The 25,236-nt window shown below is 59.3% G+C and carries 24 protein-coding genes; 13 read left to right on the plus strand and 11 right to left on the minus strand.

Going from position 1 to position 25,236, the window contains the following annotated elements:
* Positions 1–42: 42 nt before the first annotated feature.
* Positions 43–660, minus strand: a complete 618-nt coding sequence (gene rpsD / locus EYD00_RS07605) for a 30S ribosomal protein S4 (RefSeq protein WP_004442465.1) — start codon at positions 658–660, stop codon at positions 43–45.
* A gap of 451 nt (positions 661–1,111) precedes the next feature.
* Between rpsD and EYD00_RS07610 the strand changes: the two genes are divergently transcribed.
* The 3 genes from EYD00_RS07610 (at position 1,112) to EYD00_RS07620 (ending at position 3,118) form a co-directional block, all read left to right on the plus strand.
* Positions 1,112–2,095 carry a TerC family protein gene (locus tag EYD00_RS07610; RefSeq protein WP_004442467.1) on the plus strand — a complete coding sequence of 328 codons (984 nt, stop codon included), beginning with the start codon at positions 1,112–1,114 and terminating at the stop codon, positions 2,093–2,095.
* Positions 2,096–2,282: 187 nt separating this feature from the next.
* The gene (locus EYD00_RS07615; protein ID WP_004442471.1) at positions 2,283–2,492 is read left to right on the plus strand and encodes a hypothetical protein; all 210 of its coding nucleotides are present in this window, start codon (positions 2,283–2,285) and stop codon (positions 2,490–2,492) included.
* A gap of 239 nt (positions 2,493–2,731) precedes the next feature.
* A complete protein-coding gene (locus EYD00_RS07620) occupies positions 2,732–3,118 on the plus strand; it encodes a hypothetical protein (protein WP_286084879.1) in 387 nt (128 codons plus the stop codon).
* Here EYD00_RS07620 and EYD00_RS07625 read toward each other — a convergent pair whose 3' ends face one another.
* The 7 genes from EYD00_RS07625 to EYD00_RS07660 form a co-directional block, all read right to left on the minus strand.
* Positions 3,119–4,636, minus strand: coding sequence for a helicase HerA domain-containing protein (locus tag EYD00_RS07625; RefSeq protein WP_004442474.1), 1,518 nt, complete (start codon positions 4,634–4,636; stop codon positions 3,119–3,121).
* A gap of 128 nt (positions 4,637–4,764) precedes the next feature.
* Positions 4,765–5,652 (minus strand): EamA family transporter, encoded by an 888-nt coding sequence (locus tag EYD00_RS07630; protein ID WP_004442477.1) that lies wholly within the window; start codon positions 5,650–5,652, stop codon positions 4,765–4,767.
* 34 nt (positions 5,653–5,686) lie between these two features.
* Positions 5,687–6,325, minus strand: a complete 639-nt coding sequence (locus tag EYD00_RS07635) for a LysE family translocator (protein WP_004442479.1) — start codon at positions 6,323–6,325, stop codon at positions 5,687–5,689.
* 187 nt (positions 6,326–6,512) lie between these two features.
* Positions 6,513–6,752 carry a hypothetical protein gene (locus EYD00_RS07640; protein WP_004442482.1) on the minus strand — a complete coding sequence of 80 codons (240 nt, stop codon included), beginning with the start codon at positions 6,750–6,752 and terminating at the stop codon, positions 6,513–6,515.
* A gap of 388 nt (positions 6,753–7,140) precedes the next feature.
* Complete coding sequence (gene murI / locus EYD00_RS07650; protein WP_004442486.1) at positions 7,141–7,962, minus strand: glutamate racemase; 822 nt, start codon at positions 7,960–7,962, stop codon at positions 7,141–7,143.
* A complete protein-coding gene (locus EYD00_RS07655; RefSeq protein ID WP_004442488.1) occupies positions 7,946–8,779 on the minus strand; it encodes an RNA methyltransferase in 834 nt (277 codons plus the stop codon). Before EYD00_RS07655 ends, murI begins: the two co-directional genes overlap by 17 nt.
* Positions 8,780–9,061: 282 nt before the next feature.
* Positions 9,062–9,592 carry a hypothetical protein gene (locus EYD00_RS07660; RefSeq protein ID WP_004442489.1) on the minus strand — a complete coding sequence of 177 codons (531 nt, stop codon included), beginning with the start codon at positions 9,590–9,592 and terminating at the stop codon, positions 9,062–9,064.
* A gap of 214 nt (positions 9,593–9,806) precedes the next feature.
* On the opposite strand from EYD00_RS07660, the gene EYD00_RS07665 reads away from it, so the two are divergent.
* Positions 9,807–11,021: an NADP-dependent isocitrate dehydrogenase gene (locus EYD00_RS07665; RefSeq protein ID WP_004442491.1), complete on the plus strand. Its 1,215-nt coding sequence runs from the start codon at positions 9,807–9,809 to the stop codon at positions 11,019–11,021.
* A 440-nt stretch (positions 11,022–11,461) separates the two neighbouring features.
* A complete protein-coding gene (locus EYD00_RS07670) occupies positions 11,462–12,088 on the plus strand; it encodes a glutathione S-transferase family protein (protein WP_004442494.1) in 627 nt (208 codons plus the stop codon).
* A 205-nt stretch (positions 12,089–12,293) separates the two neighbouring features.
* Here the strand turns inward: EYD00_RS07670 and alaS are convergent, their stop codons facing one another.
* On the minus strand, positions 12,294–14,957 hold the full coding sequence (gene alaS, locus EYD00_RS07675; RefSeq protein ID WP_034499121.1) for an alanine--tRNA ligase: 2,664 nt from the start codon (positions 14,955–14,957) through the stop codon (positions 12,294–12,296).
* Between alaS and EYD00_RS07680 the strand changes: the two genes are divergently transcribed.
* Positions 14,956–15,177, plus strand: coding sequence for a hypothetical protein (locus tag EYD00_RS07680; RefSeq protein WP_006698766.1), 222 nt, complete (start codon positions 14,956–14,958; stop codon positions 15,175–15,177). The genes alaS and EYD00_RS07680 overlap by 2 nt on opposite strands.
* Before the next feature lie 15 nt (positions 15,178–15,192).
* Here EYD00_RS07680 and recA read toward each other — a convergent pair whose 3' ends face one another.
* Positions 15,193–16,281 (minus strand): recombinase RecA, encoded by a 1,089-nt coding sequence (recA, locus tag EYD00_RS07685; protein ID WP_004442498.1) that lies wholly within the window; start codon positions 16,279–16,281, stop codon positions 15,193–15,195.
* A 246-nt stretch (positions 16,282–16,527) separates the two neighbouring features.
* Between recA and EYD00_RS07690 the strand changes: the two genes are divergently transcribed.
* Positions 16,528–17,469 carry a carbohydrate kinase family protein gene (locus EYD00_RS07690; RefSeq protein WP_004442500.1) on the plus strand — a complete coding sequence of 314 codons (942 nt, stop codon included), beginning with the start codon at positions 16,528–16,530 and terminating at the stop codon, positions 17,467–17,469.
* A 28-nt stretch (positions 17,470–17,497) separates the two neighbouring features.
* Positions 17,498–18,421: a pseudouridine-5'-phosphate glycosidase gene (locus EYD00_RS07695; protein WP_004442502.1), complete on the plus strand. Its 924-nt coding sequence runs from the start codon at positions 17,498–17,500 to the stop codon at positions 18,419–18,421.
* Positions 18,422–18,707: 286 nt separating this feature from the next.
* On the opposite strand, the gene EYD00_RS07700 is transcribed toward EYD00_RS07695, so the two are convergent.
* Positions 18,708–20,906 carry an OmpA family protein gene (locus tag EYD00_RS07700; protein ID WP_034499124.1) on the minus strand — a complete coding sequence of 733 codons (2,199 nt, stop codon included), beginning with the start codon at positions 20,904–20,906 and terminating at the stop codon, positions 18,708–18,710.
* A gap of 347 nt (positions 20,907–21,253) precedes the next feature.
* Here EYD00_RS07700 and EYD00_RS07710 point away from each other — a divergent pair, with 347 nt between their 5' ends.
* The 5 genes from EYD00_RS07710 (at position 21,254) to EYD00_RS07730 (ending at position 25,115) form a co-directional block, all read left to right on the plus strand.
* On the plus strand, positions 21,254–22,027 hold the full coding sequence (locus tag EYD00_RS07710; protein WP_004442506.1) for an ABC transporter substrate-binding protein: 774 nt from the start codon (positions 21,254–21,256) through the stop codon (positions 22,025–22,027).
* Positions 22,028–22,139: 112 nt separating this feature from the next.
* The gene (locus EYD00_RS07715; RefSeq protein WP_004442507.1) at positions 22,140–22,943 is read left to right on the plus strand and encodes an ABC transporter permease; all 804 of its coding nucleotides are present in this window, start codon (positions 22,140–22,142) and stop codon (positions 22,941–22,943) included.
* Positions 22,940–23,770 carry an ABC transporter permease gene (locus EYD00_RS07720; protein WP_004442510.1) on the plus strand — a complete coding sequence of 277 codons (831 nt, stop codon included), beginning with the start codon at positions 22,940–22,942 and terminating at the stop codon, positions 23,768–23,770. The genes EYD00_RS07715 and EYD00_RS07720 overlap by 4 nt, the downstream gene beginning before the upstream one ends.
* A 169-nt stretch (positions 23,771–23,939) precedes the next feature.
* Positions 23,940–24,206, plus strand: a complete 267-nt coding sequence (locus tag EYD00_RS07725; protein ID WP_004442513.1) for an usg protein — start codon at positions 23,940–23,942, stop codon at positions 24,204–24,206.
* An 84-nt stretch (positions 24,207–24,290) separates the two neighbouring features.
* Positions 24,291–25,115: a class I SAM-dependent methyltransferase gene (locus tag EYD00_RS07730; RefSeq protein WP_004442516.1), complete on the plus strand. Its 825-nt coding sequence runs from the start codon at positions 24,291–24,293 to the stop codon at positions 25,113–25,115.
* The last annotated feature ends 121 nt before the right edge of the window (positions 25,116–25,236 follow it).

Consider the following 25,236-nt stretch of genomic DNA (forward strand, 5'->3'; position numbering starts at 1 on the left):
GCCGCCCCGAAGGGCGGCTTCCTGAATACTGAAACGCGTCGATTAACGCGAGTAGAATTCGACGACCAGATGCGGTTCCATGACGACCGGGTAAGGAACGTCGGAGAGCGACGGAACGCGAGCGTAGGTCGCAACCATCTTGTTGTGGTCAACTTCGATGTAGTCAGGAACGTCGCGTTCAGCGAGCTGAACGGCTTCCAGAACGGTTACGAGCTGCTTGGACTTCTGGCGAACTTCGATAACGTCGCCCGGCTTGCAGCGGTAAGAACCGATGTTGACGCGAACGCCGTTAACCGTGACGTGGCCATGGTTGATGAACTGGCGCGACGCGAAAACGGTCGGAACGAACTTGGCGCGGTAGACGATGGCGTCCAGACGCGACTCGAGCAGGCCGATCAGGTTTTCAGAGGTATCGCCCTTGCGACGGTTTGCTTCGTCGAAAGTAGCGCGGAACTGCTTTTCGCGCAGTTCGCCGTAGTAGCCCTTGAGCTTCTGCTTGGCGCGCAGCTGCGTGCCGAAGTCGCTCATCTTGCCCTTGCGGCGCTGGCCGTGCTGGCCCGGGCCGTATTCGCGGCGGTTAACCGGGGACTTCGGACGGCCCCAGATGTTTTCGCCCATGCGGCGGTCGATTTTGTACTTAGCCGATTCGCGCTTGCTCATCGTATTTCCTTCTCAAAGGTTTATACCGGCTTGTTGCCAAACCGGGTTAAGGAAACACGCCCTCCTCTGAGGCCCGTTGCAGGGCCTCTGACAGGCTTCTCACATGCGAATGGAGAAACCACGGGACATGTCGGTGATATTGACCGCCGAACGTCAGTTCTTAAACTGCAGGGCAGTCAACAAAACACACCGGACATCACTGCCCGGCGTTGGGGCGGCTTCTACAGAGCTTTCACGGTTTTGTCAAACAAGGCCTTTCGCTTTTTTCTAAAGTCTGCCCTTGAAAAGCAAAAGTGCCCACCCATCTCTTCGTCGTGATCAGAACTCGGGCCCCTCTGGCGTGTTACCGGACAACACGTGATGTCGAGTTTGTTAAGGTTGGGGCCCACGTATATTCTTGACACGCGTTCCCCATCCGTAAAGCCAACCTCGTCCGGCTAAAGGTTGACTGATGGACTTTCTTCTATCGGATTTTCTCGGCACACCCACCTGGATGTGGGGTGTCTTTATTTCTCTTGTCCTTGGCCTGCTCGCGCTCGATCTCGGCGTACTTCATAAGAATTCCAAGGAAATCGGCGTTCGTGAAAGCCTGCTGATGTCAGGCTTCTATATTGCCATCGGCCTCGCCTTTGGCGGCTGGATCTGGTATCAGTCCGGCCAGCAGTCCGCCATGGAATATGTCACGGGCTTCGTGGTCGAAAAAAGCCTGGCGATGGACAATATCTTCATCATCGCCATGATCTTCTCCTATTTTGCCATTCCGCGCCAATACCAGCACCGCGTGCTGCTCTGGGGTATCCTCGGCGTTATCGTCCTGCGCGGCATCATGATCGCCGGCGGCGCGGCCATCGTCGAAAACTTCCACTGGGTGCTTTACCTCTTTGCGGCCTTCCTCGTCTTTACCGGCCTCAAGATGCTGTTTTCCTCCGACCATGACGAGAACGACATCGGCAACAACCGCATCCTGAAATTCCTGCGCAGTCACCTGCCAGTGACAAACAGGCTGCATGGCGAAAAGTTCTTCGTCAAGGAAACCGATGAGACAACCGGAAAACTGAAGACCTTCGTGACGCCGCTCTTCCTGGCGCTCATCATGGTCGAAATCGCCGACCTCATCTTTGCCGTCGATTCGATCCCAGCGATCTTCGCGATCACCACCGATCCGTTTATCGTCTATACCTCGAACATCTTCGCGATCCTCGGCCTGCGCGCCCTCTATTTTGCGCTTGCCGCCCTGATCCATCGCTTCGCCTACCTGAAATATGCATTGGCTGCGGTTCTGGTCTTCGTCGGTTCGAAAATCTTCGTCGCCGACATGCTAGGCATCGCCAAGATCCCGCCGGCTGTTTCGCTCGGCGTCACCGTCGCCATTCTCGTCACCGGCGTCGTCGGTTCGCTGATCGCGACGCGCAAGGAAGCGAAGGCCATCGAGTAATTACACGCGCGAAGGAGGCAGAAAAGCTGCCTCCTTCGTAACATTTTAAGAACTGGCCGGTTTGGTTACTTTATCGAGATGAAATATTACCGCGACGCTCACGTATTTTTTTGCAATTCTTAGAAGAAACGCGATAAAATATCTCGAAGCATTTTAAATAGCCTATATTGTTTGGAAAGAGGATAAGATGGAAAAGGATGTAGCAAAATCAATAATAGAATTGTCTATATCTATTGACACGATTCTGGGGCAAATGTTCGAATGCATAGAAAAAATATCCGACGAAAAAATTAAATTCGCACTCTATAAATCAGCAAATGATTTAATGGGATATATTGCTAGAGACATTATATTCCCCCTGATTGAAATACATCCTGAATTGAATACAGAATCGTAGATTTAGTGATATTTATTCGGAGATTTAATCGACGATTAATCGATTTACCAAGACATATTAGGCCGACATAGACGTCTTTATTTCGAAATTTATAAGTGCAACATATGACATTTGAATCGATCGACCAGGCAATTTCTGAGCAGAAGCTTTGACGAGCGAAGGAAATACTTCAAGGAAGGCTCAGCCATCCCGAAGTCGATCTGGCGCTCTTTCAAAAATATGGTGAAGTGCTGCTTGAGATGAACGATCTCATCGAAGCGGGGCGTATGTTGTTCTGCTCGGGCGCAAGGGACGAGCGCTTCCGGGAAGCGATCGATATCTTCCTCTCAAGAAATGACAGGCGCGAACCGCAACGCTTTCTGGCGCGGTTGCCCTCTTCCATGAGACGGCAACGGCATCTTGCGGAATTTGTCGCTTCGCTGGAATTCGAACGCAGCGGGTGGACTGCGGCGCAACTCTCCCACATCGTTCCAATACAAACTGATGTCGACGCTCGTCCCTGTCAACGGTCGCATCGCATGACCTCGATACTGGCGATCGTCTCTTTGGTTTGCCTCCTGGCCCTCAGCCTTGTGGGTCTCTACACGACAATCGGCTCCGCAGTGCGGCTTTTTGCAGATTGGTGATTACTCCGCCGCCAGCCTTGCATCATCCTCAGCCGCATCCGCATCGCCGGGCGCGGTTTTTGCGTCGAGATCGGGAAATGCCACGATACGCTTGCCGGAGAAATCGGCATGCACCACCACAAGCTCCTTCTCCTCGAAATAACTAAGGAGACGCCGCGCGCGGCGGGCGGAATGGGTGCCGTAGGCGCGGGCAATTCGGGCATCGGACGGGCAAGGTTCCTCGCCGAGCGCTGCCTTGACGAGCAGCAGAAAAACGCCCTGCAGGTCATCGGAAACCGACATCGACAATTCCAGCGCCTTCTCCCAGCCTTCGCTTGCCGCCATTGCGGCATCAACGCCTGAACGGGCAATCGCCACCTGCCGGCGGAACTCCGCCAGCGTCATCGGCGTGCCGGGAATGCGGCGCATGCGGGCGCGCACCAGGAAATCCTGATAAAGCACGGCGTCGGTACGATAGGCGGATTGAGGGTCATCGAGAATTTCGACGAGAACCGCTGAAATCTTTTCGTCGCGCTCTTCCGGCGTTATTTCCGGCTGGCCCGCACGTGGCGACTGCTCCGGCGCTGGACCGACGGTCGCGGGAGTAGACCGGGACAATTCAGCCAGAATATCCGTTGTTGGACGCGGAGCCGGCGGTGTGCGACGAACTGCGGGACGCGTGAATTCTTCCGGGTCCGGCGTAAAGATCAGGTCTTCGACGTCCTGCGGCGCATCCGGCAGCGGCATCAGCTTCGGTGAAGAAGAGCGCGCCGAGGTTTCCACCGCCCCGATGACGATGGGCAGCGGGCGGCGCGACAGTGCCGGGCCAAGCGCCACGAAATTGCCGCGCTGAAGGTCGCGGAACATTTCCGCCTGCCGCCGGTCCATGCCGAGCAGATCGGCCGCGCGCGCCATGTCGATATCGAGGAAAGTGCGGCCCATCAGGAAGTTGGACGCTTCCGCGGCCACGTTCTTGGCAAGCTTGGCCAGTCGCTGCGTGGCGATGACGCCGGCAAGACCACGCTTACGGCCACGGCACATCAGATTGGTCATCGCGCCAAGCGAAGCCTTGCGTGCATCTTCCGTGACTTCACCGGCAACCGACGGCGCAAACATCTGCGCTTCATCCACCACCACAAGCACCGGATACCAGAATTCGCGATCGGCATCGAACAGGCCGTTGAGGAAAGCAGCGGCCGCCCGCATCTGCTGTTCGATATCGAGACCTTCCAGCGTCAGCACGCAGGAAACACGATGCTGGCGAATGCGGTTGGCGATGCCCGCGAGCTCGGCTTCCGTGCGCTCGCCATCCACGACCACATGGCCGAATTTATCGGACAGCGTAACAAAATCACCCTCGGGATCGATGATGACCTGCTGCACCCATGGCGCCGATTGCTCGAGCAGCCGGCGCAGCAGATGCGACTTGCCGGAACCGGAATTGCCCTGCACCAGCAAACGCGTCGCAAGCAATTCTTCAATATCGAGCTTGGCCTGCTGCCCGCCCGATAGAGTTCCCATGTCGATGCCGACCTGCAATGTTCCGTTCCTCGTACTGCCTCAGATCCGGCCGATTCCCCTCGCGGCGGCCGAAGATGCTCTTTACCAAAAAATCGTCGATTGCGTCTCGCCTATGCCGGTAATGCACAGGCATTTGCGTTTCCGGCCTAAGCAGGACGGCGCCAGGCGCGGGCAAAGGCAATACGCCGCCCGAAGACATTGAGCGCCAGCCCGAGAATCACGAGCGCTGCGCCGGCCACTTCGAAGACTGTGATATGTTCCGCAAAAGCGAGATAGGCGCTAATGAAACCAACAACGGGCACCAGCAGAGAAAACGGCGCCACCGTTCCAGCCGGATACCGCAGAAGCAGATAACTCCAGATACCAGCGCCGACAATTGTCGCACCATAGGCCATATAGATCACCACGAACGCCATGGTCGGCGTCGCATTGACCACCCCATCGACTATCGCCCGAGGACCCTCCACCACGAGCGAAAGCAGGATCAACGGCAGAACAGGCACAAGGCTCGTCCAGGCAACGAAGGAGACCGCATTGACCTGGCCGATGCGGCGATTGACGATGTTACCGCAGGCCCAGGCAATGGCGGAACCGACGCCCATCAGAAGCGGCACCAGCGCCGCCGCCGTCATGCGCTCGACGCCGATGACCGCAAGCCCGCCAAAAGCGATGATTGCACCGAGGATTTGCGACGGCAACGGCCGTTCCCCGAGGAACACCACGGCAAGCGCCAGCGTGAAAAAGGCCTGCGACTGCATGACGAGCGAAGCAAGCCCCGCTGGCAGCCCAAGCTTGATGGCCGGATAAAGCAGGCCGAACTGCACAAAACCCATGGCCATGCCGTAAACGATCATATGCCGCCAGGGCACATTGGGCCTGGGCAGGAAAAACACCAGTGGCACTGCCGCAAAGAGATAACGAACCCCCGTCAAAAACAGCGGCGGCATATCGTTGACGCCGATCTTGATGACAACGAAGTTGAAGCCCCACAAAAACACGGTAACCAGGGCCAGAAGTATATGCGGCAATGCCATTTTATTATGTCCGAATGTCAGTCGATGGAGGGCGTCATACGCTGGCCGCCCTCTTCCAGCCAAAGGCAACGAGACCAGCGCCGATCAGGAGGCCACCGCCCGTGCGGTTGACAATCCGCTGAACCTTCGGCTTGCGGATCGTATTACGGGCGGCACTTGCCAGAAGTCCATAAAGCGCCGCGTTGACAGTGGCAAGCACAAGGAACGTCGCCTCGAAAATCAGCACCTGCGGCCAGAACGGCAATGTCGGCACCAGAAACTGCGGCAAAAAGGCCACGAAGAACACGATGCTCTTCGGGTTAAGCGCGGTAACGATATAGGCATGCAGGAAGATTTTGAGCGGTCTTTCCCGGCCCGTCACGCCGGTTCCATCAGTACCTTCGCCACCAACCGGCGAACGCCACAGCTTGATGCCGAGATAGATGAGATAAGCCGCACCGATCCATTTCAGCCCGGTAAAAAGCGCTGCGGATGTGGCGAGCAACGCCCCAAGCCCCAACATCGAGGCCGTCATGGCGGTGAAATCGCCGAGCGCCACGCCTGTCACCGTTGCCGTGCTCGCCTTGCGGCCATGGCCCAGCGCATAAGAAATGACCAGCAGGATCGTCGGTCCTGGAATGGCAAGCATAATGGCGGACGCGGCCACGAAGGCCAGCCAGTTTTCCAATGGCATGATGAATCTCCTCTATCCCGAGTCTTGAGCAAGCCACGGAAAATGTTTTGCTTCAAGCCGGATTGTACGAGCTGTGCAGCTCTCTCCTAATGCCCCCGGGAAACTTCCCGGTACGAGTTTCTCCGTAATCCGCGGTCAAACCGGGACCGGCCTCTCCCGCATGTGCGTGCGGAAGAGGCCACCATTGTCAAAACCGCGGCGCCCAGTAGGGCGTTTCCCAGTCTCGCCGCCGCTTCACGCGCGAAGGGTCGAGGCCGATATCGACCAGAAGGCGCTCCGGCAGATCGGCAGGGTCAGTTGGTGGCGCGTGGGGCACGACAGCGGCAATGAGAACCGCTTTGAGAGTTTTCCAGACGCCGAATGTGACGAACAGACGGTCCACCGCATCCGGCAGCGCATATGCTACCAGTGGTTGATTTTTTTGCATGGGAAATCCATCCCGGCGCGGCAAAGCGGCCAGGTCCTTTATCGATGAAAAACGACAGGACGAAACGACGGGCACAGCAATGATGCCGCACAAACGCGCAGGTCACATGTCGAACGAAATGAAAACGCCAAACGGCAGGGAAATCAGGCCTAAGCCTTATCGGAGGGAGATGCCTCGCACCCCATAACCGCCGATATTCATGCCGGAAAGGCCAGACATGCCGTTAAGGCGCATATTCATGTCATTGGTCATTCCACGCCTCCATTTATAGCGGTTACAGACGAGAAACACCTTACACAGGAAATCCGGCGCGACAAGAGGTCGCAATCTCGAATTGTAAAGAGTCGCAAAAAAGATGCAAAAATGCAACAAACTCATGGAAGGGAAATCAGGACACGGAGACGCTGAGGCCAAAACCCTGCATCAGCCGCCGCGTGGCAAAGTCCGGCTTGCCTGATGTGAAGACGGCGAAGTCGAATCCATCGGGGTGTTCGGCATCCTGGGGCATCGGCACCAGATGACGGGCACGTCTTGCAATTGCCTCGGCGGGATCGAGCCAGTCTACCGGCCAGGGCGCCAGACGGCGAAACACGTTGGCCATGAAAGGATAGTGGGTGCAGGCGAGAACGACGATATCGGTGCGTTTTCCATCGCTTTCGATAAAACAGGGTTCGATTTCGGCAAGCACCGCCTCTTCCGACACCGGCTCCCCCCTGATCCAGCTTTCGGCCATGCGCGCAAGGTTTTCCGAGCCGACAAGGCGGACATGGCATTGCGTCGCGAAGGACTGGATGAGATCGCGCGTATAGGCACGCTTGACGGTGCCGGGCGTCGCCAGAACGGAGACGAGGCCGGAACGGGTGCGCTCCGCCGCCGGTTTGATGGCGGGTACTGTTCCGACAAAGGTCATCTGCGGAAACCGGGCACGCAGATCGGCACCGGCAAGCGTGAAGGCGGTATTGCAGGCAATGACGCAGACTTCCGGGCTGAAATCCTGCAGCAGTTTTTCAAAAAGCGAGAGAATGCGCGCCCTGAGCGCCTCCTCCTCCCAGCCTCCATAGGGAAAACCGGCGTCGTCGGCCACATAGATGAAGCCGCGCTCGGGCATCAGCACGCGCGCTTCGCGCAGCACAGTCAGCCCGCCAATGCCGGAATCGAACACCAGCACCGGCTTCAGCACGTCGGTGGCCGCCTCACTCGTCTTCAGCATTCTCCCCTGCTCCCTCGGCCGATGGCCCCGTTGCCCGACCGGCCTGCTTCGGCCACTGCCGGGGAAAACGGTCGAGCGAATTGATCACGCCGCGGAAAACACTGATTTCCTGCTCGGAAAAACCGCGTCTCGACAGCACGGCACGCAGATTGTCGACCATTTTCGGCTTTTTTTCAGCGGGATGGAAATAACCGCGCGCATCCAGCGCTTCCTCGAGATGTTCGAACAGGCCAAAAACCTGCTCCTTGGTCGAAGGCCGCTGCTCGACGGACTGGAAAAGCGTCTCGCCCAGATCGTCCATGCCTGACTTCATCCACTCATAGGACATCAGGAGCACGGCCTGCGCAATATTGAGCGATGCAAAGGCGGGGTTGACCGGAAATGTCACGATCTCATCGGCCAACGCCACTTCCTCATTGGTGAGGCCCCAGCGTTCACGACCAAACAGGATGCCTGTCTTTTCGCCCGCCTTGAATTTTGCCCTGAGCGTATCGGCCGCAGTGACTGGCGATCGTACCGGCTTGAACCCATAACGCTCGCGCGCGGTCGTGGCATAAACGAAATTGAGATCCTTGATCGCCTCTTCCAGCGTATCGAACACCGTCGTCGCGTCGATGACGTGATCGGCCTTGGAAGCGGCGGAGCGCGCCTTTTCGCTTGGCCAGCCATCACGCGGGTTGACGAGGCGCAGCTCGGCGAGCCCGAAATTGGCCATCGCCCGCGCCACCATGCCGATATTTTCGCCGAGCTGCGGTTCGACCAGAATGATCGCCGGGCCTTCCGCCAGAAGTTCAAGCTCGCTGTTTGTGCCTGCCATCGTTGTTTGTCCGTTGTTTTTAAAAGCGCGGCATAGACTTTGACGCCGATACCGTAAAGCGCGCTTCACTGGCACAGATTGCCGTTAAAATCAAAGTCGGAGAGAGCGCACACCCGCTCGGCTTTGCTGGAGATGAGAGCAACACCGCTCTCCCGTCATCCTCGGGCTTGAACCGAGGATCCACAACCCGTTGAAATCAATGGATCCTCTGGCCAAGCCCGAGGATGACGGGGAGTGTGGCGAAAACCTCGTATCACTCTTCACCGGCTCAAACGGGACCCATTACTCCCCCTTGATGATGTTCGCCATCTCCTCACGCAGCGAGTCCCGGCCTTCGTCGCCAACCCGGTGAATGTCGCTGATGACAGGCCGCCCCTCCTCCTCGATCACATCGAAATGCACCTCGTCCACGGTCGCCTTCATCTCCGCCTCATCCATGCAGGCCCAGAGCTTGAATTTGGCCGTCACGTCAGTCACGCCATCCTTCACCGCGCCCGCCGTCACGGACACATCCTGCAGCGGGCAGCCATCCTGCGAGTTGGTCACGACATCATAACCGAATGGATCGCCCTTCTCGCCGCTTTCGGCCTCGTAAGCCGGCTTCTTGGAGGCTTCACGGTATTGCGCGACGAACTCCTTGCTGAAGAGGCTCGTCAGCATGTCCTCGTCGAATATGTATTTCCAGTTTTCCGCATCGCCGGACCAGTTCTTGACGGTGATGTCCATCACCTTCTGGACGGGATCGGTGGGACCGGCGGCGAGGGCGGCGTGGGAAAAGAGGGCGGCGGCAGACAGAAGCAGAATTTTCCGCATGATATGATCCCGGTAGAGGCCCTGAGACGGGCGAAGCGATTCGCCTGACTGTATTCCGGCATTATGGTTTGGCAATGCGCAAAGCGTTATTGCGCTGCGCCAAAAAAGCGCCCCCCATGGCTTTGCCTCAGGCGCGTGCGATGCTATAGCCCCACCGGATATTTTTCCGACTATGGGCGTCAACAGGCGCCACAGCTTCGAAGGTGAGGAATTCATGGCAAAGATCAAGGTAGCCAATCCAGTCGTCGATCTCGACGGCGACGAAATGACCCGTATCATCTGGCAGCTCATCAAGGACAAGCTGATCCTGCCATACCTCGATCTCGACATCGAATATTACGACCTCTCAGTTGAAAACCGCGACGCCACCAACGATCAGGTCACGGTTGACGCGGCCCACGCCATCAAGAAGCACGGCGTCGGCATCAAGTGCGCCACCATCACCCCGGATGAGCAGCGCGTCGAGGAATTCGGCCTGAAGCAGATGTGGAAGAGCCCGAACGGCACCATCCGCAACATTCTGGGCGGCGTCATCTTCCGCGAGCCGATCATCTGCAAGAACGTTCCGCGCCTCGTTCCGGGCTGGACGAAGCCGATCGTTGTCGGCCGCCACGCTTTCGGTGACCAGTACAAGGCAACCGATTTCAAATTCCCCGGCAAGGGCAAGCTGACGATCAAGTTCGTCGGTGAAGACGGCCAGGTTATCGAAAAGGACGTTTTCGACGCTCCGAGCGCCGGCGTGGCTCTTGCCATGTATAACCTTGACGAATCCATCCGCGAATTCGCCCGCGCCTCCATGAACTATGGCCTGATGCGCAAGTGGCCGGTTTACCTCTCCACGAAGAACACCATCCTCAAGGCCTATGACGGCCGCTTCAAGGATATCTTCGAAGAAGTCTACCAGACCGAATTCAAGAAGCAGTTCGACGAAATCGGCATCACCTATGAGCACCGCCTCATCGACGACATGGTCGCTTCCGCGCTGAAGTGGTCCGGCGGCTACATCTGGGCCTGCAAGAACTATGACGGCGACGTACAGTCGGATACAGTTGCTCAGGGCTTCGGCTCGCTCGGCCTGATGACCTCGGTTCTTTTGTCCCCCGATGGCCGTACGGTCGAAGCCGAAGCGGCGCACGGCACGGTCACGCGCCACTACCGCCAGCACCAGAAGGGTCAGGAAACCTCGACCAACTCGATCGCCTCCATCTTCGCCTGGACCCGTGGCCTCGCCCACCGCGCCAAGCTGGACGACAATGCGGAACTCGCAAAGTTCGCGGCAACGCTCGAAACCGTCTGCGTCGACACCGTCGAAAGCGGCTTCATGACCAAGGACCTGGCGCTCCTCATCGGACCGGATCAGCCCTGGCTCTCCACCACCGCCTTCCTCGACAAGATCGACGAAAACCTCAAGAAGGCGATGGCTGCCTAAGCCTGCTTTGCCAAGACGTCAAAACCCGGCCTCAGTGCCGGGTTTTTTATTTGCACGGTATAGACGAGGCATTCGTTCAATAGAAACGAAATGGACAACCAGATAGCGAACAAATATCGTTACGTGCCGGCTGGTTGAGCCAAGAGAAAAAACTCTGACACAACGCAGATTTCTTTTTGTTCACGGCATCTTGATTAGCGGTTGCACTAGGCGCAGAATTTGATTCTGCGTGTCCAGGGCCAGCAGGACAATAAGACTAAGATTAAACAGCATCTACTTGCACACAACTTGCCCGACACAGTCAAACGTTCATCGTAGCATCCACGCGATCTTGGAAAGACGCTAGGGATGTTGCGGACTTTAAAAATATGAAACGCAGGCCGAAAGCCCTTTGGGTTCGCCTGATGTTTCGACGATTTTGCTTGGGGAGGCAAAAGAGCATGAGTGAACTGATCTTTTACACCAACCCCATGTCGCGCGGGCGTATCGCGCGGTGGATGCTCGAGGAAGTGGGCGTTCCCTATCGAACCGAGATACTTCGTTTCGAAACCTCGATGAAATCGCCCGCCTATCGGCTGATCAATCCGATGGCCAAGGTGCCCGCCATCAAACATGGCGATACTATCGTCACCGAGGCCGCCGCGATCTGCGCCTATCTGGCTGACGCCTTTCCCGGTGCGAACCTAGCGCCCACACCCAAGTCACGCGGGCTCTATTACCGCTGGATGTTCTTTGCCGCAGGCCCGCTGGAAATGGCGGCGAGCATGAAGGCAATGGGTTTTGAAGTGCCGAAGGAAAAATTGCGTATGGCCGGCTGCGGCAGCTATGCGGATGTGATGAACACGCTGGAACGGGCCGTCAGCGAAAACCGCTTCATCGCCGGCGATCTCTTTACCGCCGCCGATGTCTATGTCGGCGCCCATGTTGGCTGGGGCCTGCAATTCGGCACGATTGAAAAACGCCCGGCCTTCATCGACTACTTGGCGCATCTGACCGAGCGCCCGGCCTTCAAGCGAGCCGCGCAGCTCGATGAGGAAGCGGCGAAGGATATGAAAGCGACGGACTAGAGTATTTCCGGTGATCACGGGATCACCGGAAATGCTCTAGTGTTTGTTTTTACCGCATTGTCCGACGCCGAAGCGAACACGCTTCGGCTGGAAATGCTTCAGCAGGCTTGGCGCTGCCGAGCGCACAATAGTCCCTGAACGATCCACAAACGGAAATTCACAAGAAAAAGGCGGGCCAAAATCCCGCCTTCTCATTTTCTGTCGATCAGGCCGCCAGAGCCGCTGCCACCGCTTCGATGGCCTCCTGCGCCTTGGCGCCATCAGGACCACCCGCCTGCGCCATGTCCGGTCGGCCGCCGCCGCCCTTGCCGCCAAGTGCGGCGGAAGCAGTGCGGACGATATCGACGGCGCTGAAACGGGACGTCAGATCTTCCGTCACGGCGGCGACAGCGCTTGCCTTGCCATCCTCGGAAACGGCGATCAGCAGCACGACGCCAGAGCCAAGGTTGGCCTTGGCCTCGTCGGCGAGCCCCTTCAGATCCTTGGCATCGATACCAGCAAGGGATTTTGCGAGGAAGTTGACGCCCGCGACCTGCTTGACGTCGCTTGCCCCGGCATCCGTTGAACCGCCGCCCATGGCGAGCTTCCGGCGGGCATCGGCGAGCTCACGCTCCAGCTTCTTGCGCTCGTCCAGCAGGCCTTCAACGCGCGACAGAACATCGCCCGGCTGAACCTTCAGCGACGAGGCGAGCGCCTTTACCCGCTCGTCCTGTTCGGCGAGATAGGCAAGCGCGCCCTGGCCGGTTACGGCCTCGAGACGGCGCACACCGGCACCGACGGCGCTTTCACCGAGGATGCGGATGAGACCGATCTGGCCGGTCGCAGCCACATGCGTGCCGCCGCAAAGCTCGACGGAATAAGGACGGTTGGCTTTCGAGCCATGCAAGCCGGTGCCCATGGAGACGACACGAACCTCATCACCGTATTTTTCGCCGAACAGCGCCATCGCGCCCTCGGCAATGGCGTCATCGACGCTCATCAGGCGGGTGACGACAGGCGAGTTCTGCAACACGATTTCGTTGGCCATGTCTTCGACGACCTTCAGCTCCTCGGCCGACATCGGCTTCGGATGTGAAACGTCGAAGCGCAGGCGCTCGGGCGCGACCAGCGACCCCTTCTGGGCGACATGGGTGCCGAGCACTTCACGCAGCGCCTCATGCAGCAAATGGGTGGCGGAATGGTTGGCGCGCAGACGCGAGCGGCGGTCATGGTCGACCGTCAACTGAACGGCGTCGCCCACTTTCAGGCCGCCCTTGGAGACGGTGCCCATATGAACGAAGAGGCCTTCGCCGCGCTTCTGGGTGTCGGAAACGGCAAAAGCGCCGTTATCGCCGGAGATGACGCCGGTATCGCCCATCTGGCCGCCGGACTCGCCATAAAACGGCGTCTGGTTGACCACGACCTGCACGGTCTCACCATCAACAGCGCTTTCGACGGCCTTACCATCCTTGACGATGGCCTGCACGACGCCCTCGGCGGTTTCCGTGTCATAACCGAGGAACTCGGTGGCACCGAGCTTTTCCTTGAGTTCGAACCAGATCGTTTCGGTGGCCTTGTCGCCGGAACCGGCCCAATGCGAGCGGGCTTCCGCCTTCTGGCGCTCCATGGCATCCGTGAAGCCGGAAATATCGACGCCGATTTCGCGGGCGCGCAGTGCGTCCTGCGTCAGGTCGAGCGGGAAACCATAGGTGTCGTAAAGCTTGAAAGCAGTCTCGCCATCCAGCATGTCGCCCTTGTGCAGGGTCGAGGTGGCATCCGACAGCAGCGACAGGCCGCGTTCCAGCGTCTTGCGGAAACGGGTTTCCTCAAGCTTCAGGGTTTCGGAGATCAACGCTTCGGCGCGGACCAGTTCCGGATAGGCGCGACCCATCTGCTGCACCAGCGACGGCAGCAGCTTGTAGATCAGCGGCTCGCGCGCGCCGAGCAGTTCGGCATGGCGCATGGCGCGACGCATGATGCGGCGCAGAACATAACCGCGGCCTTCATTGGAAGGCAGCACGCCATCGGCGATCAGGAACGCAGACGACCGCAGGTGGTCGGCGATGACGCGGTGGCTGGCGCGCTTTTCGCCTTCAGCCGGAACACCCGTCGCTTCGACGGAAGCGGCGATCAGCGCGCGGAACAGGTCCGTATCGTAATTGTCATGCTTGCCCTGCAGCAATGCGGAGATACGCTCCAGACCCATGCCGGTATCGATTGACGGGCGCGGCAGGTCGATGCGCTCTTCCTTCGTCACCTGCTCATATTGCATGAAGACGAGGTTCCAGATTTCGATAAAGCGGTCGCCATCCTCTTCCGGCGAGCCGGGCGGGCCGCCCCAGATATGATCGCCATGGTCGTAGAAGATTTCGGAACAGGGGCCGCAGGGTCCGGTATCGCCCATCGCCCAGAAATTGTCGCTGGTCGGGATGCGGATGATGCGGTCGTCGGAGAAACCGGCGATCTTCTTCCAGAGGTTAAAGGCCTCGTCGTCGGTGTGATAAACCGTGACCAGCAGGCGATTGCGGTCGATGCCGAATTCCCTGGTGATCAGGTTCCAGGCGTGCGTGATCGCCTCTTCCTTGAAATAATCGCCAAAGGAGAAGTTGCCGAGCATTTCGAAGAAGGTGTGGTGACGGGCGGTATAACCGACATTGTCGAGGTCGTTATGCTTGCCGCCAGCGCGCACGCATTTCTGCGCGGATGCCGCAGTAGAATAAGGACGGCTTTCCAGACCGGTGAAGACGTTCTTGAACTGCACCATGCCGGCATTGGTGAACATCAGCGTCGGATCGTTGCGCGGCACCAGCGGGCTGGAGGGCACAATCTCGTGTCCGTTCTTCTTGAAGTAGTCGAGGAAGGTCGACCGAATTTCATTTACACCGCTCATGCCCACACACCGCTCACAGCTGGAGTCCATCACCGCCATCGGAAATGATGGCTATATTGCAAAATCAATGGCTTTTATCGTCCGCATCCTGCCCTGTCCAGCCATGGAGACCGGCGAAGGCGTACCGACAAAGAAAAAGGGCCATACGACAGAAATCGCACGGCCCATTTTGTTCAATTCGATTCACATCGAGACAGGCGATCCGGCAACGGATGCCTGAAGCTCGACGGCAGGATCAGCCTTCGTCACCGTCGCCGTCATCGCCGGAATCAGGACCGCCATTCTGCAGGAAACGATCCGCAATCAGGCCGGCGTTCTGGCGCAGCGCCAGCTCGATCTCGTTTGCCGTATCGGGGTTATCGCGCAGGAAGGTCTTGGCGTTTTCACGCCCCTGCCCCAGACGCTGGCTGTTATAGGAGAACCAGGCACCCGACTTTTCAACGATACCGGCTTTTACGCCGAGGTCGACAAGCTCACCGGTCTTGGAAACGCCTTCGCCATACATGATGTCGAATTCCACCTGCTTGAAAGGCGGCGCCATCTTGTTCTTGACGACCTTGACGCGGGTCTGGTTGCCGACAACCTCTTCGCGTTCCTTGACAGCGCCGATACGGCGGATGTCGAGGCGAACGGAAGCATAGAACTTGAGCGCATTACCGCCGGTCGTCGTTTCCGGCGAACCGAACATGACGCCGATCTTCATGCGGATCTGGTTGATGAAGATGACCATGCACTTCGACTTGGAGATCGAAGCGGTCAGCTTGCGCAGCGCCTGGCTCATCAGACGCGCCTGAAGACCCGGCAGGCTGTCGCCCATCTCACCTTCGATTTCCGCCCGCGGCGTCAGCGCCGCAACGGAGTCGACCACGAGAACGTCGACCGCTCCGGAGCGCACCAGCGTATCGGTGATCTCAAGCGCCTGCTCGCCCGTATCCGGCTGCGAGATCAGCAGGCTCTGCAGATCCACGCCAAGCTTGCGCGCATAGACCGGATCAAGCGCATGTTCGGCGTCAACGAAGGCGCAGATGCCGCCCTTCTTCTGAGCTTCCGCAATGGTCTGCAGCGCCAGCGTCGTTTTACCCGAGCTTTCCGGACCGTAAATTTCAATGATGCGCCCCTTCGGCAGTCCGCCGATGCCGAGCGCGATATCCAGGCTGAGCGAACCCGTCGAAACGGTTTCCACTTCAACCACATTTTCATTGGAACCGAGCTTCATGATCGATCCCTTGCCGAACGACCGTTCGATCTGGGAGAGCGCCGCTTCCAGTGCCTTGCTTTTATCCACCGATTTATCCTCTACGAGACGCAAAGAATTTTGTGCCATCCGAACCACCTTTAGGTTATTGAAGCCGCACAGGCAATGTAGCAGTATGAGAACGGTATGTACTCTATTTGTTCTCATTTAACAAGGCTGAGCCAGCATATTGAAAACAAATAGTGATAAGTCGTTTGTTCTGCTTTCGTTTTTCTGTGCGCGGCCCCTTGCCGCAAACCGGAGGCGAGGTCAGGAAGACGTCAGTTTAGGCCGAATCGTCCGGCCTTACCATCCGCCAGAGAGGGAAACGCAAGCGTGAAGAAAATACTCGTTCTGGGCGGCGCGCATATCGACCGGCGCGGCATGATCGAGACTGAAACGGCGCCGGGCGCCAGCAACCCCGGTTCGTGGATGGAAGAGGCCGGCGGCGGCGGTTTTAACGCTGCACGCAATCTCTCCCGGCTCGGCTTTCAAGTCAGGATCATCGCCCCGCGGGGCGGCGACGTGACGGGAGAAGCCGTTGCGGAGGCTGCACGACAGGCTGGCGTGGAGGACACGCCGTTCACCTTCCTCGACCGGCGCACACCGAGCTATACCGCCATTCTGGAGCGTGACGGCAACCTCGTCATCGCGCTCGCCGATATGGATCTCTACAAGCTCTTCACGCCGCGCCGGCTCAAGGTCCGCGCCGTCCGGGAGGCCATCACCGCAAGCGATATCCTGCTCTGCGACGCCAACCTGCCCGAGGACACGCTGGCTGCACTTGGCCTCGTTGCCCGCGCCTGCGAAAAGCCGCTGGCGGCCATAGCCATTTCGCCGGCCAAGGCCGTGAAGCTGAAAGCGGCGCTGGCCGACATCGACATCCTCTTCATGAACGAGGCGGAAGCGCGCGCGCTCACCGGCGAGACGGCCGCTGACGTTCGTGACTGGCCGGATATCCTGCGCAAGGCCGGGCTTTCCGGAGGCGTCGTCACCCGCGGCGCCAGCGAAGTCGTGGCCTTCGACGGAAATGAAAAAGCAATCCTCCACCCGCCCCTCATCCGCGAAGTGAAGGATGTAACCGGTGCGGGCGACGCCATGGCGTCTGGCTACCTCGCCGCCATTGCCGAAGGAAAGACGATTGCCGAAGCCCTGAGACGGGGCGCTGCGGCAGCTGCAATCACCGTGCAATCGCCCTTTGCCACCGCGCACGACCTATCAAAAGACAGTGTCGAAGCCATGTTGGGGCTTGTTCCCCAGGCTGAAATGCTGGCATGAACCGCTTTTAAGAACTGGAACAATGTAAATGACCCGCCCCATCTCCCCTCTCCTGCCCATCGTCTATTCTCAGGAAGTCGCCGCCGCCAAGCAGCGCGGTGCGCCGATCGTCGCGCTTGAATCGACCATCATCACTCATGGCATGCCCTACCCCGGCAATATCGAGATGGCGGAAAGCGTCGAGCAGATCATCCGTGATCAGGGCGCGGTTCCGGCCACCATCGCCGTCATTCACGGCACATTGCATATCGGCCTCGAGAAGGATCAGCTCGAGGCCCTGGCCCAGACCACGGATGCCATGAAGGTGTCGCGCGCCGATATCGCCTTTGCGATCGCCGAGCGCCGCACCGGCGCCACCACGGTTGCCGCGACCATGATTGCCGCCGCGCGCGCCGGCATCCGCGTGTTTGCCACGGGCGGCATCGGCGGCGTGCACAAGGGTGCGGAAGAAACCTTCGACATCTCCGCGGATTTGACCGAGCTTGCAAAGACCGGGGTGATCGTCGTCTGCGCCGGCGCCAAGGCGATCCTTGATATTCCGAAGACGCTCGAAGTCCTCGAAACCAACGGCGTACCCGTCGTCACTTTCGGTTCGGAAGAATTCCCGGCCTTCTGGTCTCGCTCCTCCGGCCTGCCAAGCCCGCTTTCGCTCAACAGCCCGGCCGCAATCGCCAACTTCCAGGTAACCCGCGAACAGCTCGGCATCGATGGCGGCATGCTGGTGGCCAATCCCGTGCCGGAAGCTGACGAGATTCCACGCGAGGAAATGGAAATCTACATCAATCGCGCCATCTCGCATGCCGAGCGGGATGAAGTGACCGGCAAGGCGGTCACGCCGTATCTGCTGGGTGACATTTTCCGCCTGACGGATGGCCGCAGCCTCGAAACCAATATCGCGCTGGTTCGCAACAACGCGCAGCTTGCGGCTGAGATTGCGGTGGCGCTGAGCTAACCGTCGGGGTTGGGATCATCCTCAAGCTTGCGGGTGACGCCAGGGTTCGAAAACCTCACCTCCGTCATGCCGGACCAGATCCGGCATCCAGCCACGGCGCGTCTGCGCCGTGAAAGAGTCTTTCGTGATCAAGGACTTGATCACGCTGGACCCCGGATCTGGTCCGGGGTGACGGATTGCGGATGATCAAGTTCTGCCAAACTCCTCGGCGCTGGGGACATCGTAAGCAATAAAAAAGGCCCGGAGAGCTTTCGCTTCCGGGCCTTGTTTTTCTATTTGAACCCGGTCAGTTCTGAGCGACCGGCTTCACCAGCGGCGTCACGCGGCGGATGGTGACGCGGCGGTTCTGCTGTTCCGGGCCGAGTGTCTGGACCTTCAGGTAACGCTCGCCATAACCCTGCGTCGCGAGGTTTTCCGGCGGGATGCCGTAAACATCGGTCAGCACGTTGGCGACGGAGGCAGCGCGCTCGTCAGACAGTACAAGGTTGCTTTCATCCGAACCGACGGCATCGGTATGGCCTTCGATGAGGAAGGTTTCCGCCGGGTTCTTTTCCAGCGCCTTGTTGATTGCGTCGGCCACCTTGCGCAAGGAGCGAGCCTGCGCCATCGGGATTTCAGCGCTGCCGGTCGCGAAGGTGATCGTATCGAGGTCGATACGGCGCACCTTGTCACGGATGCGAGCCGAATAGCGCACTTCATCCAGCGAATAGACACGTTCCACCGGCTCGACAGGCGGCTGTTCCAGGAAGCGGTAATAATCGCGATCCGGATCGCTCGACGTGTCGATGATGTAGTCCGTCACGGGAATGCGCAGACGCATGGGCGGAAGATCGAGACCGGGGTCGCGATAAACGTAATCGCGGTCCGGATCGTCCATCAGCTCCGGTGCGTAGAACAGCACATATTCGCGGCCGCGATCGTCAATGCGCGAACGCTGGATCACGTCGCCATAACGGTTGCGGATCGTCACGACCTGCGTGCCATCCCGGCGCTCCACGGTTTCGCGGACACGGCCGCCCTGCAGGCGCTCGTAATAGGGCTCGCCGCCATCGCGGATGAAGCGCTGGTTGTCATCGCCACGAACGACGACGCGGTCACCGAACTGCAGGATGATCGGCGCATCGCCATCGCGATCACGCGGACGACCCTCGCGCGGCTGCCATTCGCGTACACCGTCCGGCCGCTCATATTGCGGGCGGCGGTCGATGCGCTCGCCCTGCTGGGAAGTGATGGCTTCCAGCTTTACGGGTGGCGGCGGAGCCTTGCCTTCAGCAGCACCGGCGCGCTGCGCCTCGGCGTCGGAGGTCGGGACCTTGAAGTCGCCGGCCTGTTCGCGTTCACGACGGCGTTCCTCGCGGGTCTGGCGGTTGCCGGAGCGCTCCACTTCCTTGTCGCTGTCGAGAACGGCAGCACCCTTGTCGACCGGCAGGATGACGGTGTCGGCCGTCTTGGACGGGTCCTTGGCGATCGCCTTGGCCTTGTCCAGCTCCTCCTTCGTCATCGGCGGGGCTTCCGTCTGCGGAACGGCAACCTGGTTCGGCACCGGTTCGCCGGCGGGCGCCTGCCCGGTCGTCGCACCACTCGGCGGCGGGGTCGGCGCGCCTGGCAGCGGGGCTGCGGGTTCCGTTCTACCCTGACCTTCTACCGGAGGCTGTTCGGAAGGCTGGCGGCCAGGTGCAGGGTTTGGCTGGGCCTCGGGTGCCGGTGGGCGCGCGGGCGTCGGCGCTTCTGTCGGAACAGGTGCTTCCTTCGCGGCGGGCTCGGGAGCGGCAGGCTTTTTCTCGGGAACGGCTTTTTCGGCCGGTTCGGCTTTCTGTTCCGGGGCCTTTTCCTCTACTGCCGGTTTTTTGGCGGGTGCCGGCTCACGGGGCTTGGCCGGCTGCTCGGCATTTTCAGGGCGAGCTGCTGGCTCCTGTTCGTCCGCAGGCTCTTTCGCACGCTCCTTACGGGGACGCTCGGGACGCTGTTCGCCGTCGCCTGCAGGCTGCTCGGCCCGTTCCGGGTTGCGCGGACGTTCCTTCGGCTGCTGTTCGGCAGGCGCAGCTTCAGGCGCGGCCTCACGCTGACGAGCCGGGCGTTGTTCACCCTCGCCCTGCGGCTCCTGCGCCCGTTCAGGCTTGCGGGGACGCTCCTGCGGCTGCTCGGCCGGCGCAGGCTCCGGGCGGGCCTCACGCTGCTGCGGTTCCGGCGGCGCTTCGCGCTTGGGCTCCGGCTCGCGCTGGGGCTCCGGTGCGCGCTCTTCACGCTTCGGTTCGGCAGGTTGCGCCTCTTCGGCGCGCTGACGCTTCTTCTTGAGTTCTTCTTCGGAGTTTTCCTGCGCCGGCTCCGCCTGCGCCAGGATTATCTGGCCGGGCGCGGTTTGAGAAACAGGCGCCTGGGCGCGGGCCGCGCCGGCAAAGCCTGCCGCTGCTGGCTCAACCGCGATCGCGAGAGACATGAGTGGAAAAACCACCCCGGTCAGCAATGTGTTTTTCTTTTTCAGCATCAGTGCTTCCTCATCTGCCGTCATTTTATGGGTCGCGAATGACGCGACGTCGTGGGCCCGGCTTGGCACGCAGGCGCTGTTCAACGCCTTACACACGCTCCGGTTCCCATGATGACCAAAGCCTTCTGTACCGGAAATGAACAGATCAAGGCCTTTTCGTGGAGGCTCTGCGGCACAAAGAAGGTCGCTAATATTGCAGTTGCATTTTTTGACCAAGCGGATGAATAATCACATCCGCGCTGAAGGCCACAGGCGGTATCCTCCGTCCTGCCGCGCCTTGGCGCCCATGGCGTCCGCACTGAAAACAACAACAGACCGCGGATGAACGACCAAAAGAGAGGATCGAAATGCCTATTTCCACCCGTCTGCTCGCAGCCGTATCGATTGCCGCCATCTCGCTCTTTTCCGGCGCGGCTCTCGCGCAGGACAAGATTGTCATCGGCACCGAAGGCGCCTACCCGCCCTTCAACAATCTCGAAGCCGACGGCACGCTGACCGGCTTCGATATCGACATCGCCAAGGCGCTGTGCGAACAAATGAAGGCCGAGTGCACCTTCGTCACCAATGACTGGGACGGCATCATCCCCGCCCTTCAGGCCAAGAAGTTCGACGCCATCATCGCGTCCATGTCGATCACCCCGGAACGTCTCCAGAAGGTCGACTTCTCCAAGAAATATTACAACACGCCGCCGGCGATCGCCGTGCCGAAGGATTCGCCGATCAAGTCCCTCGACGATCTCAAGGGCAAGTCGCTCGGCGCACAGGGCTCCACCACCCACTCCAACTACGCTGAAAAACACTTCCCGGATTCCGACGTGAAGATGTATCCGACCGCAGACGAATATAAGCTCGACATCGCCAATGGCCGTATCGACGCCGTCATCGACGATATCGTCGTGCTGTCGGAATGGCTGAAGACCGATGCCGGCAAGTGCTGCAAGATCCTGACACCGCTCAAGGTAGACGTCGACATCAACGGCAACGGCGCAGGCATTGCCGTTCGCAAGGGCGACACGGCGCTGGCCGACAAGTTCACGGCTGCCATTGCCGGCATCCGCGCCAGCGGCAAGTACCAGGAGATCAACAAAAAATACTTCGATTTCGACGTTTACGGCGAGTAAGCCGGTTCGATCTGTTGAAATCTCGTGGCGGAAGGCTTGCCCTTCCGCCATTTTTGTTTGAAAACGTCACCATAACAATCACGGCGGCTTAAGACCGCAGGGGAAAATTGGCATGAGCGGAGCATTTTCCGCCATAGGTGCGTTCTGGACCTATGTCTCGACACTTCTCGATCCCTTCTGCGGGCCGGCCGGTCTCTTCTCGCTTTTCGGAAACGGCACTCTCGTCGCCTGCGGCGATGCGGGCTGGGGCGATGAAATCGCTTTCGGCGTCAAGGTCACGATCTCGCTGGCGCTTGCCACCCTGCCAGTCGGGCTATTGATCGGCTTCCTGATCGCGCTCGCCGCGCAATCGGAAGAAAAATCGCTTCGGCTGGCCGCCGGAATCTATACCACCATCTTTCGTGGCCTACCCGAACTGCTGACGCTCTTCATCGTCTATTACGGCATCCAGATGCTGCTGCAATCCGTGGCAGGTTACATCGGCATTACCGGCCCCATCGAAATCAACGCCTTCGTTGCCGGCATGGTGGCGCTTTCGGTGGTGTTTTCATCCTATGCGTCTGAGGTGCTTCTCTCGGCCTTCAAGGCCATACCGAAAGGGCAATATGAGGCGGGTGACGCACTCGGACTTTCCCGCAGCCGCACCATGGTACTCATCATCATTCCGCAGCTGGTGCGGATCGCCCTTCCCGGCATGACCAACCTGTGGGTCATCCTGCTGAAAGACACGTCCTACGTATCGATCATCGGCCTTGCAGATATCATCCGCCAGACCGGCATCGCCGCCCGCGTCAGCAAGGAAGCCTTCTTTTTCTACGGCATCGCCTGCCTGCTTTACCTCATTCTGGCGCTCCTCTCATCCATCGGCATCGGTTTCATAGATCGCTGGTCGCGCAAGTCGGAGGCTAGACGATGAGCCATATCAAGGAACTCATTCCGCCACGCCCAGCGCCCATCGTTGCGGACAAACCGCTGAACATCTCCCGTGTCGTCGGCATCGCTGTCATTACGCTCTGGCTGCTTCTCGCCGCCGGGCTGTTATTTGCGATGATCGAGGGTTGGGATTGGGACAAATTTGAACGGTATGGTCCCCGTTATATCGATGGCCTCATCACCACAATCACGCTGGTCGGCAGCTCGATCATTCTCGGCGCCATCCTGTCCGTGCCGATCGCCTTCGCCCGCATGTCTGAAAATCGCGTCATCGGCGCGCTCGCTTATGCCTACGTCTATGTCTTCCGCAGCACGCCGCTGCTGGCGCAGCTTTTCCTGATCTATTACGGTCTCGGCAGCTTCCGCCCGGCGCTGGAAGCCGTTGATCTCTGGTGGTTCTTCCGCGAAGCCTGGTATTGCGGCCTCCTGTCGCTGACGCTCAACACCGCCGCCTATCAGGCGGAGATCCTGCGCGGGGCGATCCAGAGTGTGCCGCGCGGCCAGCACGAAGGGGCGGCGTCGCTCGGTATTTCCAAGTTCATCACCTTCCGAAAGATCATACTGCCGCAGGCGCTGATCGTCGCTTTGCGCCCCTATGGCAACGAGATCATCCTGATGATCAAGGGTTCGGCGGTGGTCTCCATCGTCACCGTCTTCGACCTGATGGGCCAGACCCGTTACGCCTTTTCCCGCACCTTCGATTATCAGGCCTATCTCTGGGCTGCGATCTTTTACCTTGCGATCGTCGAGACGCTGCGCCATGTCTGGGCCTGGCTGGAGGCCCGCTTGACCCGTCACCTCAAGCGCTGAGCCAAACGTTGGCAGCACTCATCAATGAGTACTGCCAACGTTTTGAAAAATATAACAAATTTGTGACACATCCATTCTTTTGGCAAGGTTGGGTTAACCCTGCCGTGTTCCCATCTAAGATACAGCGGCAACGCTGTGATCGGTCATCATCGATATGGGAACCGCCACCATGAACAAGGACATGGAAATGATGCTGAGAGGCTACGGCCTCACCACCGCCCAGATATTCTACCGCCTGCCGGACCATCCGCTGGTTCTCCAGACCTATGTCTGGCAGAATTACGATCTGGCCCCCGATTTTCCCGAAATGCACGGCTTCCTCAAGTTCTGGCAGGAAAAGCTCGACGGCCCCCTGCACTCCGTCCGCTACGTGCACCGGCAGGTTATCTCGGCGCAGGAATGGCGCGCACTCAAAGGAGAGTTCATCCTCCACTAAGTCCTCACGCCACATAAACATTGCGCCCGTCCCCGATGCGGCTTACAGCAAACGTCAATTGAAGACGCTGACGGATAAGGCACGATGACCAAGAACCAGAAGATCGACGAAGAGGCGCTCGCCGAGGCCTATAACCGCGCACTCGCGCTTGAAAAGGCCGGTGATGTGGACGCGGCGGTGAAGGCCTATGAGGAGGTCCTCGCCATCGATCCGGAAGACCACGGTGGCGCAGCCGTGCGCATTGCCGCCATGGGCCGGGGCGACCAGCCGTCCAAAGCGCCCGACGCCTATGTCGAAACCCTGTTCGACCAGCATGCCGAAGCCTTCGAGGACATTCTTGTCGAGCAGCTGGGTTACGCCGTGCCGATGATGGTTCGCCAGCGGCTGCAGACGCTCAATCTCGGCCCTTTCAAACGCCTGCTCGATCTCGGCTGTGGCACCGGCCTCACCGGTGAAGCGCTGCGCGATATGGCTGACGACATCACCGGCATCGATATTTCCGAAAACATGGTCGAGATCGCTCATGAGAAGGACCTCTACGAGACGCTCTATGTCGCCGAAGTTGAGGATTTCCTTGAGGACAATGACGACGAGCCCTTCGACATCATCACCGCCACCGATGTGTTGCCCTATCTCGGCGCGCTGGAACCGCTGTTTTTCGGCGCCGCCGAAAACCTCAATGCCGGCGGCCTGCTGATCTTCTCTTCGGAGACCCTGCCCGAAGAAATCATGGCCGGGCGCCCCTACATGGTCGGCCCGCACCAGCGTTTCGCCCATGCCGAAACCTATGTCCGCGAACGACTGGCGGCGACCGGTTTCGAGGTGGTTGAAGTGACCGACATCAATGTGCGCATGCAGGACGGCAATCCGACGCCCGGTCATCTGGTGATTGCGAAGTTTAAGGGCTGATGCGGTGACCTTGAGGCAATTTTCTTCTCCCCGCCGGGGAGAAGATGGCCCGAAGGGTCGGATGAGGGGGCTGGCTCTCAGTCTATCTCTACCCTCGCCCCCTCATCCCGCTGCCGCGGAC

Source organism: Agrobacterium sp. 33MFTa1.1, from assembly GCF_004328495.1.
Classification (GTDB): Bacteria; Pseudomonadota; Alphaproteobacteria; order Rhizobiales; family Rhizobiaceae; genus Agrobacterium; species Agrobacterium pusense.